This is a genomic window from Streptomyces sp. NPDC048297 (assembly GCF_043201585.1).
Lineage (GTDB): Bacteria > Actinomycetota > Actinomycetes > Streptomycetales > Streptomycetaceae > Streptomyces.
Genome location: NZ_JBICZA010000015.1, coordinates 31,892 through 45,301 on the forward strand (window position 1 = coordinate 31,892; position 13,410 = coordinate 45,301).

10 protein-coding genes and 1 pseudogene are annotated in these 13,410 nt (G+C 73.0%); 9 read left to right on the forward strand and 2 right to left on the reverse strand.

Translation table 11 applies throughout. The features are described from left to right. Window positions 1-12 precede the first annotated feature (12 nt). Genes ACGFYV_RS18270 through ACGFYV_RS18285 form a run of 4 tightly spaced genes read left to right on the forward strand, consistent with a single transcriptional unit; the run spans window position 13 to window position 3,922 of the window. Entirely contained in the window at window positions 13-1,638 is a 1,626-nt protein-coding gene (locus ACGFYV_RS18270; RefSeq protein ID WP_393879410.1) for a thiamine pyrophosphate-binding protein, read from the forward strand. A gap of 13 nt (window positions 1,639-1,651) precedes the next feature. Continuing rightward, entirely contained in the window at window positions 1,652-2,587 is a 936-nt protein-coding gene (locus ACGFYV_RS18275) for a PDR/VanB family oxidoreductase (RefSeq protein ID WP_393879411.1), read from the forward strand. A gap of 58 nt (window positions 2,588-2,645) precedes the next feature. Next, window positions 2,646-2,873: a recombinase-like helix-turn-helix domain-containing protein gene (locus ACGFYV_RS18280; protein ID WP_393879412.1), complete on the forward strand. Its 228-nt coding sequence runs from the start codon at window positions 2,646-2,648 to the stop codon at window positions 2,871-2,873. 2 nt (window positions 2,874-2,875) lie between these two features. Next, window positions 2,876-3,922, forward strand: a complete 1,047-nt coding sequence (locus ACGFYV_RS18285) for a Rieske 2Fe-2S domain-containing protein (protein ID WP_393879413.1) — start codon at window positions 2,876-2,878, stop codon at window positions 3,920-3,922. Window positions 3,923-3,958: 36 nt separating this feature from the next. On the opposite strand, the gene ACGFYV_RS18290 is transcribed toward ACGFYV_RS18285, so the two are convergent. After that, on the reverse strand, window positions 3,959-4,492 hold the full coding sequence (locus ACGFYV_RS18290) for a MarR family winged helix-turn-helix transcriptional regulator (protein WP_393879414.1): 534 nt from the start codon (window positions 4,490-4,492) through the stop codon (window positions 3,959-3,961). Between the two features lie 191 nt (window positions 4,493-4,683). On the opposite strand from ACGFYV_RS18290, the gene ACGFYV_RS18295 reads away from it, so the two are divergent. The 5 genes and pseudogenes from ACGFYV_RS18295 (at window position 4,684) to ACGFYV_RS18315 (ending at window position 11,055) form a co-directional block, all read left to right on the forward strand. Then, entirely contained in the window at window positions 4,684-5,781 is a 1,098-nt protein-coding gene (locus ACGFYV_RS18295; protein WP_393879415.1) for a PP2C family protein-serine/threonine phosphatase, read from the forward strand. 122 nt (window positions 5,782-5,903) lie between these two features. Continuing rightward, window positions 5,904-7,954, forward strand: a pseudogene (locus ACGFYV_RS18300) (gamma-glutamyltransferase family protein). A 171-nt stretch (window positions 7,955-8,125) separates the two neighbouring features. Further along, a complete protein-coding gene (locus tag ACGFYV_RS18305; RefSeq protein ID WP_393879416.1) occupies window positions 8,126-8,998 on the forward strand; it encodes an inositol monophosphatase family protein in 873 nt (290 codons plus the stop codon). A gap of 135 nt (window positions 8,999-9,133) precedes the next feature. Beyond that, complete coding sequence (locus tag ACGFYV_RS18310) at window positions 9,134-10,543, forward strand: phytoene desaturase family protein (protein ID WP_393879417.1); 1,410 nt, start codon at window positions 9,134-9,136, stop codon at window positions 10,541-10,543. Next, window positions 10,540-11,055: an O-acetyl-ADP-ribose deacetylase gene (locus ACGFYV_RS18315; RefSeq protein ID WP_393879418.1), complete on the forward strand. Its 516-nt coding sequence runs from the start codon at window positions 10,540-10,542 to the stop codon at window positions 11,053-11,055. Before ACGFYV_RS18310 ends, ACGFYV_RS18315 begins: the two co-directional genes overlap by 4 nt. Window positions 11,056-11,437: 382 nt before the next feature. Here the strand turns inward: ACGFYV_RS18315 and ACGFYV_RS18320 are convergent, their stop codons facing one another. Further along, window positions 11,438-13,402: an FAD-dependent oxidoreductase gene (locus tag ACGFYV_RS18320; RefSeq protein ID WP_393879419.1), complete on the reverse strand. Its 1,965-nt coding sequence runs from the start codon at window positions 13,400-13,402 to the stop codon at window positions 11,438-11,440. Window positions 13,403-13,410 lie beyond the last annotated feature (8 nt).

The following is a 13,410-nucleotide window of genomic DNA, read 5'->3' on the forward strand; positions in this document are numbered from 1 at the left end:
GGAGATCTCACCATGCGTCACGACAACGGAGGCGATCTCCTCGTCGCCGTCCTGCGGGACCTGGGCATCGACACCGTCTTCGGCATCGTCAGCGTGCACAACCTGCCGCTGGTGGAGGCCGTCGACCGCGAGCTGCGGTTCGTGCCCGTGAGGCACGAGGCGTCCGCCGTGAACGCCGCCGACGCCTACGGGCGTGCCCGCGGCGGCATCGGCTGCGCCCTCACCTCCACCGGCACCGGCGCGGGCAACGCCGCCGGCTCCCTGATCGAGGCGCTCAGCGCGGGCACCTCCGTCCTGCACGTCACCGGGCAGGTGGAGAGCCGGTTCCTCGGCAGCGGACGCGGCTTCATCCACGAGACCAAGGACCAGCTGGGCATGCTGACCGCCGTCTCCAAGCACGCCGCCGCCGTGACGTCCGCCGCCGACGCCGGCCGTGTCCTGCGCGAGGCCGCGCACGCCGCGCTCACCGCTCCGGGTGGCCCCGCGAGCGTCGAGTGGCCGATCGACCTGCAGTACGCGGCCCAGAACGACACCATCACCGAGATCGCCCCGGCCGCTGCACCGGTCCCCGACCCGGACGAACTGGCCGCCGCCGCAGCCCTGTTGGCCTCGGCCCGTCGGCCCCTCGTCTGGGCGGGCGGCGGCGCGACCCGGGCCCGCGCCGAACTCGCGGACCTGCTCGCCGCGACCGGCGCCGGACTGATCACCTCCAACTCCGGGCGCGGCGCCGTACCCGAGGACCACCCGCAGGTCATCGGCAACTTCGCCACCAACCCGGCCGTCCGCGCGCTCCTCGCCGACGCCGACGTGCTGCTGACCGTCGGCACCCACTTCCGCTCCAACGAGACCGCCGACTACACGCTCCGACTCCCCGCCGCACACATCCAGATCGACCTCGACGCCGCCGCCCTCGGCCGCGTGTACCCGGCGCGGCACCCGCTGCACGGCGACGCGGCCGGCGTCCTCGCCGCCCTGCTGCCGCACGCGTCCGAGGCCGAGCCGAACTGGACCGGCCGGGTCACCGACGTCCGCGAGCAGGTGAGGGCCACCCTGCACGAGAACATCGGCCCCCAGGCCGCGATCTGCGACGCGATCCGCGCCGCCCTGCCCCGCGAGGCCGTCGTCGCCCGCGACGTCACCATCCCCTCCAGCAGCTGGGGCAACCGGCTCCTGGAGATCTACGACCCGCGCGACAACGTCTTCCCGCGCGGCGGCGGCATCGGACAGGGCCTCGGCATGGGCATCGGAGCCGCACTCGCCCGGCCCGAGGCACCCACCGTCGTCCTCGCCGGCGACGGTGGCCTCGCCGTCCACCTCGGCGAACTCCTCACCCTCGCCCAGGAACGGCCCCGGCTCACCCTGATCGTCTTCAACGACGGCGGCTACGGCGTCCTGCGCAACATGCAGGACACCTACCGCGAGCGCCGCGCCGGAGTCGACCTCGCCACACCCGACTTCGAGCGGCTGGCCGGCGCCTGCTCGCTGCCGTACCTGCGCATCGCCGCCGAGGAGCACGCCGTACCCGTGCTGGAACAGGCCGTCGCCGCCGACGGGCCGGTGCTCGTCGAGGTCGACCTGACCGCGCTGGGCCCCATGAAGAACCCGTTCACCCCGCCCGTGACCATCCCGGGCAGTTGAGGAGCGAGCCGAGATGAGCCAGACGTCACCGCGGCTGACCGTGCGCCGCATGACCTGGGAGGCCGACGGCGTCCTGTCCGTCGAGCTGACCCACCCCGAGGGCAAGCCCCTGCCCGCCTGGACCCCCGGCGCCCACATCGACGTCGAGGTGGGCGGCCGGATCCGCCAGTACAGCCTGTGCGGAGACCCCCAGGCGACGGGCACGTACCGGATCGGCGTGCTCAACGAGCCCGCCTCACGCGGCGGTTCGCGCCACGTGCATACGACGTTGCGCCCGGGGCAGACCGTCACGGTCTCCGAACCCCGCAACCACTTCGCCCTGGAGGACGCCCCCGGGTACGTCTTCGTCGCCGGCGGCATCGGCATCACCCCGCTGCTCGCCATGGCCCGCGAGGCCGCCCGGCGCGGTGCCGACTGGCGCATGGTCTACGGCGGACGCAGCCGCGCCTCGATGGCCTTCACCGACGAACTCGCCGCTCTGAACGGTGACGTGACGGTCGTACCGCAGGACGAGCACGGCCACATCGACCTGGACACTGCGCTCGCCGACCTGCCCGACGGAACCCTCGTCTACTGCTGCGGACCCGAACCGCTGCTCGCGGCCGTCGAGCGGAAGTGCCCCGCCGACCGGCTGCGCGTCGAGCGGTTCGCCGCACCCGCCGTCGAACGCACCGGGGACGACGAGGAGTTCGAGGTCGAGTGCCGCGCCTCCGGCCGCACCCTCACCGTCGGCCCCGACACCTCGATCCTCCAGGCCGTGGAGGACGCCGGTATCAGCGTCGACAGCTCCTGCCGCGACGGCATCTGCGGTTCCTGCGAGACCCGGGTGCTCGCCGGCACCCCCGACCACCGCGACTTCCTGCTCAGCGAGGCCGAGCACACCGCGAACGCGACCATGATGATTTGCGTCTCGCGCTGCGCCTCCGGCCGCCTCGTCCTCGATCTGTGAACCGGGGATCCACACCCCCACGACCCCCCGACCCGAGTCCCGACCGCTGGAGACCCCGATGACCACCCCGCCCTGGCCCTACCTGGACGCCCACCAGTCCCGTACGCACGAACCCACCCCCTACGAGTACAAGCTGGCCGCCACCCTCGAAGAGATCTTCACCAAGGACGGCCACGAACTCACCGACGTGGTCCACGGGTTGAACGCACGTCAGGTCCACGCGCCCGACGGCGCCCCCTGGACCGAGGAGTCCTTCCGCGCCGAGATGCACCGCCTGGGAGCCTGACCATGACCCTGTCCAGCAACGTCACCGCCGACCACGTCTACGCCACCGGTCTGCGCAACCAGTGGCACCCCGTCGTCCCCTCCTCCTACGTCGCACCCGGCGCGATGCGCAAGGTGACCGCGCTCGGCGAGCAGTGGCTGCTGTTCCGCCGCTCCGACGGCACCCTGTCGATGCTCGCGGACCGCTGCCCGCACCGCGGCGCCCCGCTGTCCCTCGGCAAGCACCTGGGGGACCGGGTCGCCTGCTGGTACCACGGCGTCGAGGTCCGCACCGACGGCACCGTCTCCTCCGTGCCCGGCCTGCCCGGCTGCAACCTGGAGGGCAAGAAGCTCGTCGCCTCCCCGCCCGTGCGCGAGGTCGCCGGCGCGATCCTCGCCTACTTCGGCGACGAACAGCACCCGGAACCGGTCGAACCGACCCTCCCCGACCCGCTCGACGACCCCGACATCGAGCCCATCCTGTGCTACGCCGAGTGGAACGTGCCGTGGCGGTTCGCCATGGAGAACCTCCTCGACCCCATGCACGGCGCCTTCCTGCACCACGAGTCCCACACCATGTACGACGGGGACACCACGGCCCGCTTCCGCATCCGGGAGACCGCGCGGGGCTACTTCTTCGAGAAGACCGACCAGCGGGGCGTGAACTTCGACTGGGTCGAGCTGTGCCGCACCGGGATCGACTGGGTGGACCTCTCCATCCCGTACCCGCCCTCCGCGGGTCCCGGCGGCGCCTTCGGCATCGTCGGCATGGCCTGCCCGGTGGACGCCGGGCGCACCGGCGTCTTCTTCTGGCGCTACCGCCGTGTGCAGGGCTGGCAGCGCGACACCTGGCGCTTCCTGTACAGGACGCTCATCGAGAAGCGGCACTGGGAGGTGCTGGAGCAGGACCGGGTCATGCTGGAGGCCATGCCCGCCGACGCCGACCAGCAGGAGAACCTCTACCAGCACGACCTGGGCGTGGTCCGGCTGCGCCGCCTGTACCGGGCGCAGGCCGAGGCGCAGGCGGCACAGCCGGCGGCGCGGGAGACGGCGGGCGAGCCGGCCGGGTGACCTGGACCCCGCGCCGGGTGACCCGTGCCCCGGGGCTCAGACCGGGAGATCACCGTCCGAGGAGAGGATCGAGTGCTCCAGCCTGCGCAGCAGCCGCGCGAGCTGGCGGCGCTCGGCGGGGGAGAGGTCGCCGAGCATCCGGCGCTCGTTGTCGAGATGCTCGGCGAACACCTCGTCCACCTTGGCGAGGCCCGCGTCGGTGAGCCGCGAGTACACGACACGGCGGTCGTCGGCGTCCCGCTCGCGCACGATCAGCCCGTCCTTCTCCAGCCGGTCGATGCGCAGCGTGACCCCGGCGGAGGACACCAGCCCCGAGTCGGCGAGCTGGCCCGCGGTCAGCCGGTACGGCGCACCCGCCCGGCGCAGCGCGGTCAGCACGTCGAAGCCGGCGACGGACAGCCCGTGGCGTTCGATGGACGTGGTGAGGCGGGTGCTGTAGCGCAGGAACGAGCGGTGCAGCCGGGCCAGGACCTCCAGCGGGGTGGTGTCCAGTTCGGGGCGCTCGCGCGCCCAGTCCTCGATGACCATCGCGACGGCATCCCGCTCCGCCGTCGTCTTCCGCTCCGCCATCCCGGCCCCCGTTCACCCAGGTAGAAAGTCCTCTTACCCCTCAAAATCCTACCCCTGAGGCGAATGAGGCCGGACGGAGCACTGCGCCCGGCGGGACGGCGCCGGGACGGCGCCGCGCAGGGCGGCCGGCTCCGAGCCATTGGGGTGCCATTAGGGCGCTATGTCCCGATCGCCTGGATATTCTGTCGGGTGTGATCGAGTCAGGACGGCTGCGGCCCCGTCGCCGCCACGGGCGCGGGAGGGTCGTGCGGCTGTCGCCGGTCGTCCTCACCGGTGTCATCGCCGGCCTGGCATACGCGACTCCCCCGGAAATGGCCTTCAGTCGCCTTCTGCCCGCGGCGCCGGCCCTCGCCGCCGCCATGTGGCCGGTGTTCCCCACCGTCCTGCTGGGCACCGTCTGCCTCTTACTGATGATCGGCCTCAGCGCGGTGTTCCCCGGCCTGGGGACGTGGTGGACGGCTTCGGGGATCATCGCGGTCACCGTGGCGGCAGCCTACGGAAGTCACGTCCGGCTCCAGCGGGAGCGGACCCTCTTCCAGGTGCGCCTCGTCGCCGACGCGGCACAGCAGGTGGTGCTGAGCCCCATGCCGCGCCGCTTCGGGTCCGTCGAGATCGAGTCGCTGTATCTCGCCGCCGCGGCGGAGGCCCGTATCGGCGGGGACTTCTACGAGGTGGTCGACACGGGCTTCGGGATCAGGCTGCTCATCGGCGACGTGCGGGGCAAGGGGCTGCCGGCCGTGGGCGCGGCGGCGGCGATCGTCAACGCCTTCCGGGAGGCGGCCTACGGCGAGGCCGACATGGCCGACGTCGCGCGCCGGCTCGACGCCAGCAGCACCCGTTACAACGCCGCGTTTCCCCCCGAGGGACCGACCGAGCGTTTCGCCACCGCCCTGCTCGTCGAGATCCCGCACGAGGGAGGGCGTATCGGGATCCTCAACTGCGGACACCCCCCGCCGCTGCTCCTGAACCACGGGGAACTCCGCCTCCTGGAACCCACCTCTCCCTCGCCCCTGCTCAATCTCGCGGAGCTGATCGGCGATCACTACCACGTCGACACCTTCGACTTCGCCCCCGGCGACCTGATGCTTCTCTACACCGACGGGGTCGCCGAGGCCCGCGCCCGCGACGGCGAGTTCTTCCCCCTGGCGGCCTGGATGCGCCGACAGCCTCCGACACCGCCCCACGAACTGCTCACGGCTCTCCACCGCGACCTGCTGCGCTACAGCAGAGGACGTCTTGAGGACGACATCGCCGCCCTCGCCGTGCGCCTGCGCGAACCCTCGAAGTGAGCCGGCCGCCAGGTACCGGCACCGGGCCGCGATGGGGGAGCATGGCCGCGTGACGTCCACCGCGAGGCAGGCGGAACACGGGTGGACAGGCCGGCCGGCGTACGCGAACACCGAGGTGAGAGATGCGGTTCACGACTCGACCCACGCTTCAGGGCACCTTCGGCATGGTGTCCTCGACGCACTGGCTGGCCTCCCAGTCGGCGATGGCGGTCCTGGAGGACGGCGGCAACGCCTTCGACGCCGCGGTCGCCGGCGCGTTCGTCCTGCACGTGGTGGAACCGCACCTCAACGGGCCCGCCGGCGAGGTGCCGATCCTGCTGGCCCCGGCGGGCGGCGAGGTACGGGTGCTGTGCGGACAGGGCGTGGCCCCGGCCGGCGCCACGGTCGCGCACTACAAGGGGCTGGGCCTCGACCTCGTACCCGGCACCGGACCCCTCGCCGCCGCCGTGCCCGGCGCCTTCGACGCCTGGCTGCTGCTCCTGCGCGACCACGGCACCAAGCCCCTGGACGACGTGCTGAAGTACGCCATCGGGTACGCCGAACACGGGCACCCGCCCGTGGAGAACGTCGGCGCGACCGTGGAGAGCGTGCGCAAGCTGTTCGAGACCGAGTGGACCTCGTCGGCCGAGGTGTACCTGCCGGGCGGCGCACCGCCGCGGATCGGTGAGCCGCTGCGCAATCCCGCCCTCGCCGCCACCTGGAAGCGGCTGCTCGCCGAGACCGCCGGCGCCGGCGACCGGGAGGCGCGCATCGACGCCGCGCGCGAGGTGTGGCGCACCGGCTTCATCGCCGAGGCCCTGCTGCGGCAGTCCCGGCGGCCCACCATGGACACCAGCGGCGAACGGCACACCGGCACGCTCACCGAGACCGACCTGGCCGGCTGGTCGGCGTCGTACGAGACACCCGTGACGTACGACTGGAACGGCTGGACCGTGTGCAAGGCCGGCCCCTGGAGCCAGGGCCCCGCCCTCCTCCAGCAGCTCGCCCTGCTCCCGCCCGAGCTGCCCCCCTACGGCTCCGCCGACTACCTCCACCTGCTGATCGAGGGCTGCAAGCTCGCCATGGCCGACCGCGAGGCCTGGTACGGCGACGCCGCCGAGGTGCCCGTCGCCGAACTGCTGTCGGACGGCTACAACACCGAACGGCGCGCCCTCGTCACCGCCACCGCCTCCCACGAACTGCGCCCCGGCAGCCCCGGCGGCCGCACCCGCGCCTGCCCGCACAGGCCCACGCGCGCGTGGACGCCGGCGCCGACACCTTCGACGCGCTGGGAACGGGCGAACCGACGGTCGCGCAACCGCCCGGTGCGTCCACCACCACGGATCCGCTCGGTGCGTCCACCGTCACGGATCCGTTCGGTGCGTCCACCGCCCCCGATCCCGTCGGTGCGTCCACCGCCACGGATCCGCTCGGTGCGTCCCGTGCGTCCACCAGTACGGATCCGCTCGGTGCGTCCCGTACTGCGTATCCGCTCGCCGCGCCGTCTGTCCCGCAGCCGCCCGCCGGCCTCGCCGCGCCCCCCGTCCCGCAGCCGCCCCGCGAGCCCCAGGTCGCCGCCGACGGCAGCACCCGTGGCGACACCTGCCACCTGGACGTCGTCGACCGCTGGGGCAACATGGTCGCGGCCACGCCCAGTGGCGGCTGGCTGCAGTCCAACCCGGTCGTCCCGGAACTCGGGTTCCCGCTCGGGACCCGGCTGCAGATGACCTGGCTGGAGGAGGGGCTGGCGAACTCGCTCACCCCGGGCCGCCGCCCCCGCACCACCCTCACCCCGTCCCTCGCGCTGCGCGACGGCGTCCCGGTGCTCGCGTTCGGCACCCCCGGCGGCGACCAGCAGGATCAGTGGCAGCTGCACTTCTTCCTCGCCGCGGTGCTGCGCTCCCCGGTCCGCGGCGGCCTCGACCTGCAGGGCGCCATCGACGCCCCGAACTGGCACAACGACAGCTTCCCCAGCTCCTTCCACCCGCGCGGCCACCGCCCCGGCAGCGTGACCGTGGAGTCGCGCACGGCGGCGGACGTGGTCGAGGAGCTGCGCCGCCGCGGCCACGACGTCACCGTCGGTCCCGCCTGGTCGGAGGGCCGTCTGTGCGCGGTGGCCCGCGACCCACGTACCGGCATCCTGTCGGCCGCGGCCAATGCGCGGGGCATGCAGGGGTACGCGGTGGGCCGGTGACAGCCGGGGGTGGGGGAGAGCGTGGGGGTACGAGGTGCGAGGGAGAGCCCGGGAGCACGAGGAGCGGGGAGAGCCCGGGGCACGGGGAGCGGCCCCGCGTGTTCATCGTGATTCCACCCCTCATCCACCGTACGGGCGGGGATTGTCAGCGGGGCGTGTTCTCATGGGGGCATGATCGACGACACCGAGACGTGGGAGTCACCCCTGGACGAGATCCTTGAGGGAGATTTCCTCGCCCGCCACTCGGCCGACGTGGAAGACGCCGTCCGCAAGGCCGCCGCCGCAGAGATCCTGCCCCGCTTCCGCCGGCTCGCCGACCACGAGGTGGACCAGAAGAGCGGACCGCACGACCTGGTGACGGACGCCGACCGCCTTGCCGAGCGCCAGCTCACCGAGGTGCTCGGCGCCCTGCTGCCCGGCTCGCTGGTGGTCGGCGAGGAGGCGGTGCACGCCAACCCGGCCACGTACGACGCGCTCCAGAGCGACGCCCCGGTCTGGATCATCGACCCGGTCGACGGCACCCGCCAGTTCGTGCACGGCGACGAGGGCTTCTGCACCCTGGTGGCGCTCGCCCGCCGCGGCACCGTCCTCGCCTCCTGGACCTACGCCCCCGTACGCGACCAGTTCGCCACGGCGGTGCGCGGACAGGGCGCCCACCTCGACGGGGAGCGGCTGTTCGCCGGCCCGCCGGCCCCCGGCCGGGACCTCGTCGTCGCCACCTCCCACCCGGACTACACCACCGACGAGCAGAAGCGCTCGCTGCGCGCCCTGTGGACCGACGGCATCGCCCCGCGCCCCTGCGGATCGGCGGGTCTGGAGTATCTCGCCGTGGCCCGGGGCGAGTTGGACGCGGTCGCGTTCGGCTGGGAGGCTGCCTGGGATCATGCGGCGGGTCTGCTGCTGGTCCAGGAGGCGGGCGGCGCCGACCTCACCCTCACCGGTGAGCCGTTCCGTATCACCGGCGGCAACGCGCTGCCCTTCACCGCCGCCCGGGACGCCGCCACGGCCCGCCGCGTCGCCGAACTGCTGCGCACGGCGGTCTGAGGTACCCGGCACCCCGACCCTGGTCACCCGACCCTGATATCCGCCCCTGGTACCCGACCCGGGCATTGTCGGTGCCCCGGCATATCCTGATCCCGAGTGGCCATCGGCTGACGAGGGGGTCCGAAGGTGCCGTCGATGCTCGATGCGGTCGTGGTGGGTGCGGGGCCGAACGGACTGACCGCGGCCGTGGAACTGGCCCGCCGCGGGTTCTCGGTCGCCCTGTTCGAGGCGCGGTCCACCGTCGGCGGCGGTGCCCGCACCGAGGAGCTGACCCTGCCCGGGTTCCGGCACGACCCGTGCTCGGCCGCCCACCCCCTCGGCATCAACTCACCGGCGTTCCGCGCCCTTCCACTGGAGCGCTACGGCCTTGAGTGGCTGCACGCCGACCTGCCCATGGCGCATCCCTTCCCGGACGGCAGCGCGGCGGTGCTGGCCCGGTCCGTCGCCGAGACGGCCGCCTCGTTCGGTCCGCGCGACGCGGGCACCTACCGCAGACTGGTCGCGCCGTTCCTGTCCAAGTGGGACACCCTGGCCAGGGACTTCATGTCCCTGCCGCTGACCGCGCTGCCCCGCGACCCGGTCACCCTCGCCCGCTTCGGCCTGGCCGGACTCCCGCCCTCCACCGTGCTGATGAGCCGCTTCCGGGACGAGCGGTTCAAGGCCCTCTTCGCCGGCCTGGTCGCCCACGTCATGGCCCCGCTGGGCGGCGTCGCCACCGGCGCCGTCGGCCTGGTCTTCGCCCTGGCCGCGCACGCCCGCGGCTGGCCCGTCGCCCGCGGCGGCTCCCAGGCGATCTCCGACGCCCTCGCCGGTTATCTGAAGGACCTCGGCGGCGCGATCCACACCGACTACGAGGTCAAGCGCCTGGACGACCTGCCGCCCGCGCGTGCCTACGTCTTCGACACCTCGCCCACCGCGCTCGCCCGCATCGCCGGCTTCGGCAGCCACTACGACCACTACCGCTACGGCCCCGGCGTCTTCAAGATCGACTACGCGCTGGACGGCCCGGTCCCGTGGACCGCGCCCGAGGCCAGAGCCGCCGGCACCGTGCAGATCGGCGCGAGCCGCGCCGAGATCGGCCGGGCGCTGCGCGCCGCGTCCCGCGAGGGCCGCGCCCCGGACAAGCCGTTCATGATCACCGTGCAGCCCAGTGTGGCCGACCCGACCCGCGCCCCGGAGGGCAAGCACGTCTTCTGGGCGTACGGCCACGTCCCGGGCGGCTGGAGCGGCGACCTCACCGACGCCATGGAACGCCAGCTGGAGCGCTTCGCCCCCGGCTTCCGCGACCGCGTCCTCGCCCGCGCCGTTGCCGGGCCGACCGAGATGGCCGCCCGCAACGCCAACTACGTGGGCGGCGACATCGCCTGCGGCGCGGCCTCCGGGCTCCAGCTCCTGCTGCGCCCCAGACTGTCCCTGCACCCGTACAGCACCCCCCACCCGGCGGTCTTCATCTGCTCCTCCGCGACCCCGCCCGGCCCGGGTGTACACGGGATGTCGGGGCACAACGCGGCGAAGGCCGTCTGGAGAAGACTGAGGCAGTCATGACCACCGTCACCATCACCTTCGTACAGGGCGACATCACGCGGCAGAGCGCCGACGCGATCGTCAACGCGGCCAACTCCTCCCTGCTCGGCGGCGGGGGCGTCGACGGCGCCATCCACCGGCGCGGCGGCCCCGCGATCCTTGAGGCCTGCCGCGCCCTGCGCGCCTCCCGCTACGGCAAGGGCCTTGCCACCGGCCAGGCCGTCGCCACCACGGCGGGCGAGCTGGACGCGCGCTGGGTGATCCACACCGTGGGCCCGGTCTGGTCCGCCTCCGAGGACCGCTCCGGCCTCCTCGCCTCCTGCTACCGGGAATCCCTCCGCGTCGCCGACGAACTGGGCGCCCGCACGGTCGCCTTCCCGGCGATCTCCACCGGTGTCTACCGGTACCCGAAGGAGGACGCGGCCCGGATCGCGGTGGAGACGGTGCGCGGCACGCCGACTGCCGTCGAAGAGGTGCGCTTTGTTCTCTTCGACGAGGAGACGTACGAGGTGTTTGCGCGCCGGCTGGGCTGAGCGCTTCGCTGGATCTCCGGTTCGTCGTCTGCGGGTTCGTTGTGGCTGGTCGCGCAGTTCCCCGCGCCCCTTGGGGGTGTTGCTGAGGCGTGTCGGAGTTCGCTGGCCTCGTTTGAGTGCTCTCGTGGGGGCTGGTTCGTCGTCTGCGGGTTCGTTGTGGTTGGTTGCGCAGTTCCCCGCGCCCCTTGGGGGGTGTTGCCGAAGCGTGTCGGATTTCGCTGGCCCTGTTTGACTGGTCCGTTGGAAGTTCGGTTTGCCGTCTGCGGGTTCGTGTTGGTTGGTTGCGCAGTTCCTCGCGCCCCTTTGGGGCGCTGCCGAGGCGCACCCGACTTCGTCGGCCTTCTCCAGCCCTTGGGGCTCTCGGCCCTGGATGTCGTACGGTTTAGAGTTCCGTCGCCACCGTCAGTCCCTCCAGCACAGCCTCCTCCACGGTGCGTGGTGTGATGCGGTCGCCTGCGGAGAAGATGTGGTCGGCGGGGATGCCGAGGGCTACCGGGTCGAGGTCGTCGACCGGTTCGTGGCCCTGTGCGAGGACGGTGCCCGCGACGCCGTCGAGCAGTACGGGCTCCTCGGTGAGGGTGTGCTGGAGGTAGACGGTGTCGCTGTCGGCGCCGTAGAGCCGCACGTTGGGCACGATGTCGATCCGGGCCCGTACCGCCTGGGCCAGCATGGCGGCGCGTACGTACTGCTGGAGGTGCTCGCCGGCCGCGAAGCCGGTCACGCAGAGCGTCACCTTCCGCCCCAGGGCGGCGAGTTGGAGGGCGACGCCCAGGCCGATCCAGTCGCCGCGCCAGTCCGCCACCACGATCCGCCCGCGCGGCACCTCGCCGCCGCGGATCACCGACCAGGCGTCGAGCACCACGGGGTCGTCCATCAGCTCAAGCCGGGGACGGCGGGGCCGTGCGCCGGTGGCGAGCACCACCGCGTCCGGGGCCGCGGCGGCGAGAGCCGGGCCGTCCACCAGGGAGTTCACCAGGATACGGGCGCCCGCGCGGCGCGCCTCCCCTTCGAGGTTGGTGATCGCGCCGCCGAACTCGGCGCGGCCGGGCAGCAGTTCGGCGAGGAGTACCTGACCGCCGACGCGTCGCCCGGCCTCGTGCAGCTCCACCTCGTGCCCGCGGGCCGCGGCCACGGCGGCGGCCTTCAGGCCGGCCGGCCCGCCGCCCACCACCAGCACCTTCTTCCGCCGGGTGATCGTCGGCAGCACCCCGAAACGGCGCTCCCGGCCCGTCTCCGGGTGCTGGATGCAGGAGATCGGGTAGCCGAGCTGGAAGTGGCCGATGCAGGCCTGGTTGCAGCCGATGCAGGCGCGGATCTCCTCGGCGCGGTCGTCCGCGGCCTTGACCGGCATGTCCGGGTCGCAGATCAGGGCCCGGGTCATCGCGCACGCGTCCGCCTGACCACCGGCGATGATCTGCTCCGCCTCCTGCGGCTGGTTGATCCGCCCGGCCACCATCACGGGGACACCGACGACGGCACGCACCTTGGCGGCGAGCGGCGCGGTGTAGCCCGCCTGATGGAACATGGGCGGCGCGATGTGCTGGGCCCCGGACAGGCTGGAGGAACTGCCCGCGGCCACCGACACGTAGTCGATCAGCCCCTCCGCGTCGAGTTCGGCGACGGCTTCGAGGACCAGGTCCGTGCCCAGGCCGTCGTGGCTCAGTTCGTCGCCGGAGATGCGCAGGCCGACCACGAAGCCGTCCCCCGCCTGCTCCCGGGCACTGCGCAGCGCCTCGCGCAAGAAGCGCAGCCTGCCCCGCGCGTCGCCGCCCCAGCCGTCGGTGCGGACGTTGACCTCGGGGTTGAGGAACTGCGCCGGCAGATAGCCGTGACTGGCGACGACCTCCACGCCGTCGAGCCCGGCCTCGCGCAGCCGGCGGGCCGCCTGGCCGTAGCCGTCGAGGACCTCATGGATCTCGGCCTCGGTCATGGCGCGCGGCATGACGTGGAAGCGCTCGCTCGGTGTGGCCGAGGGTGCCCAGGCGACCGGTGCGCTGCCGTCCTTGGACTCCAGGATCTCCCGGCCGGGATGGAACAGCTGGCCGAAGACCTTCGTGCCGTGCCGGTGCACCGCCTCGGCGAGCCGGGCGTACCCGGGAACGCACGCGTCCTCGGTGGCCATGAGGACGTGGGTGGTGTACCGGGCGGACTCGTGCACGCCGGAGACCTGGAGCACGATCAGGCCGACGCCGCCCGCCGCACGGGCCTCGTGATAGGCGATCAGCTCCTCGGTGACCGCGCCGTCCCTGACCAGGACCGTGTCGTGGCCCGAGGACAGGATCCGGTTGCGCACCGTCACCTTGCCTATCCGCAGCGGGCTGAACAGATGCGGGAACCGCACTCCCATGGAACGTC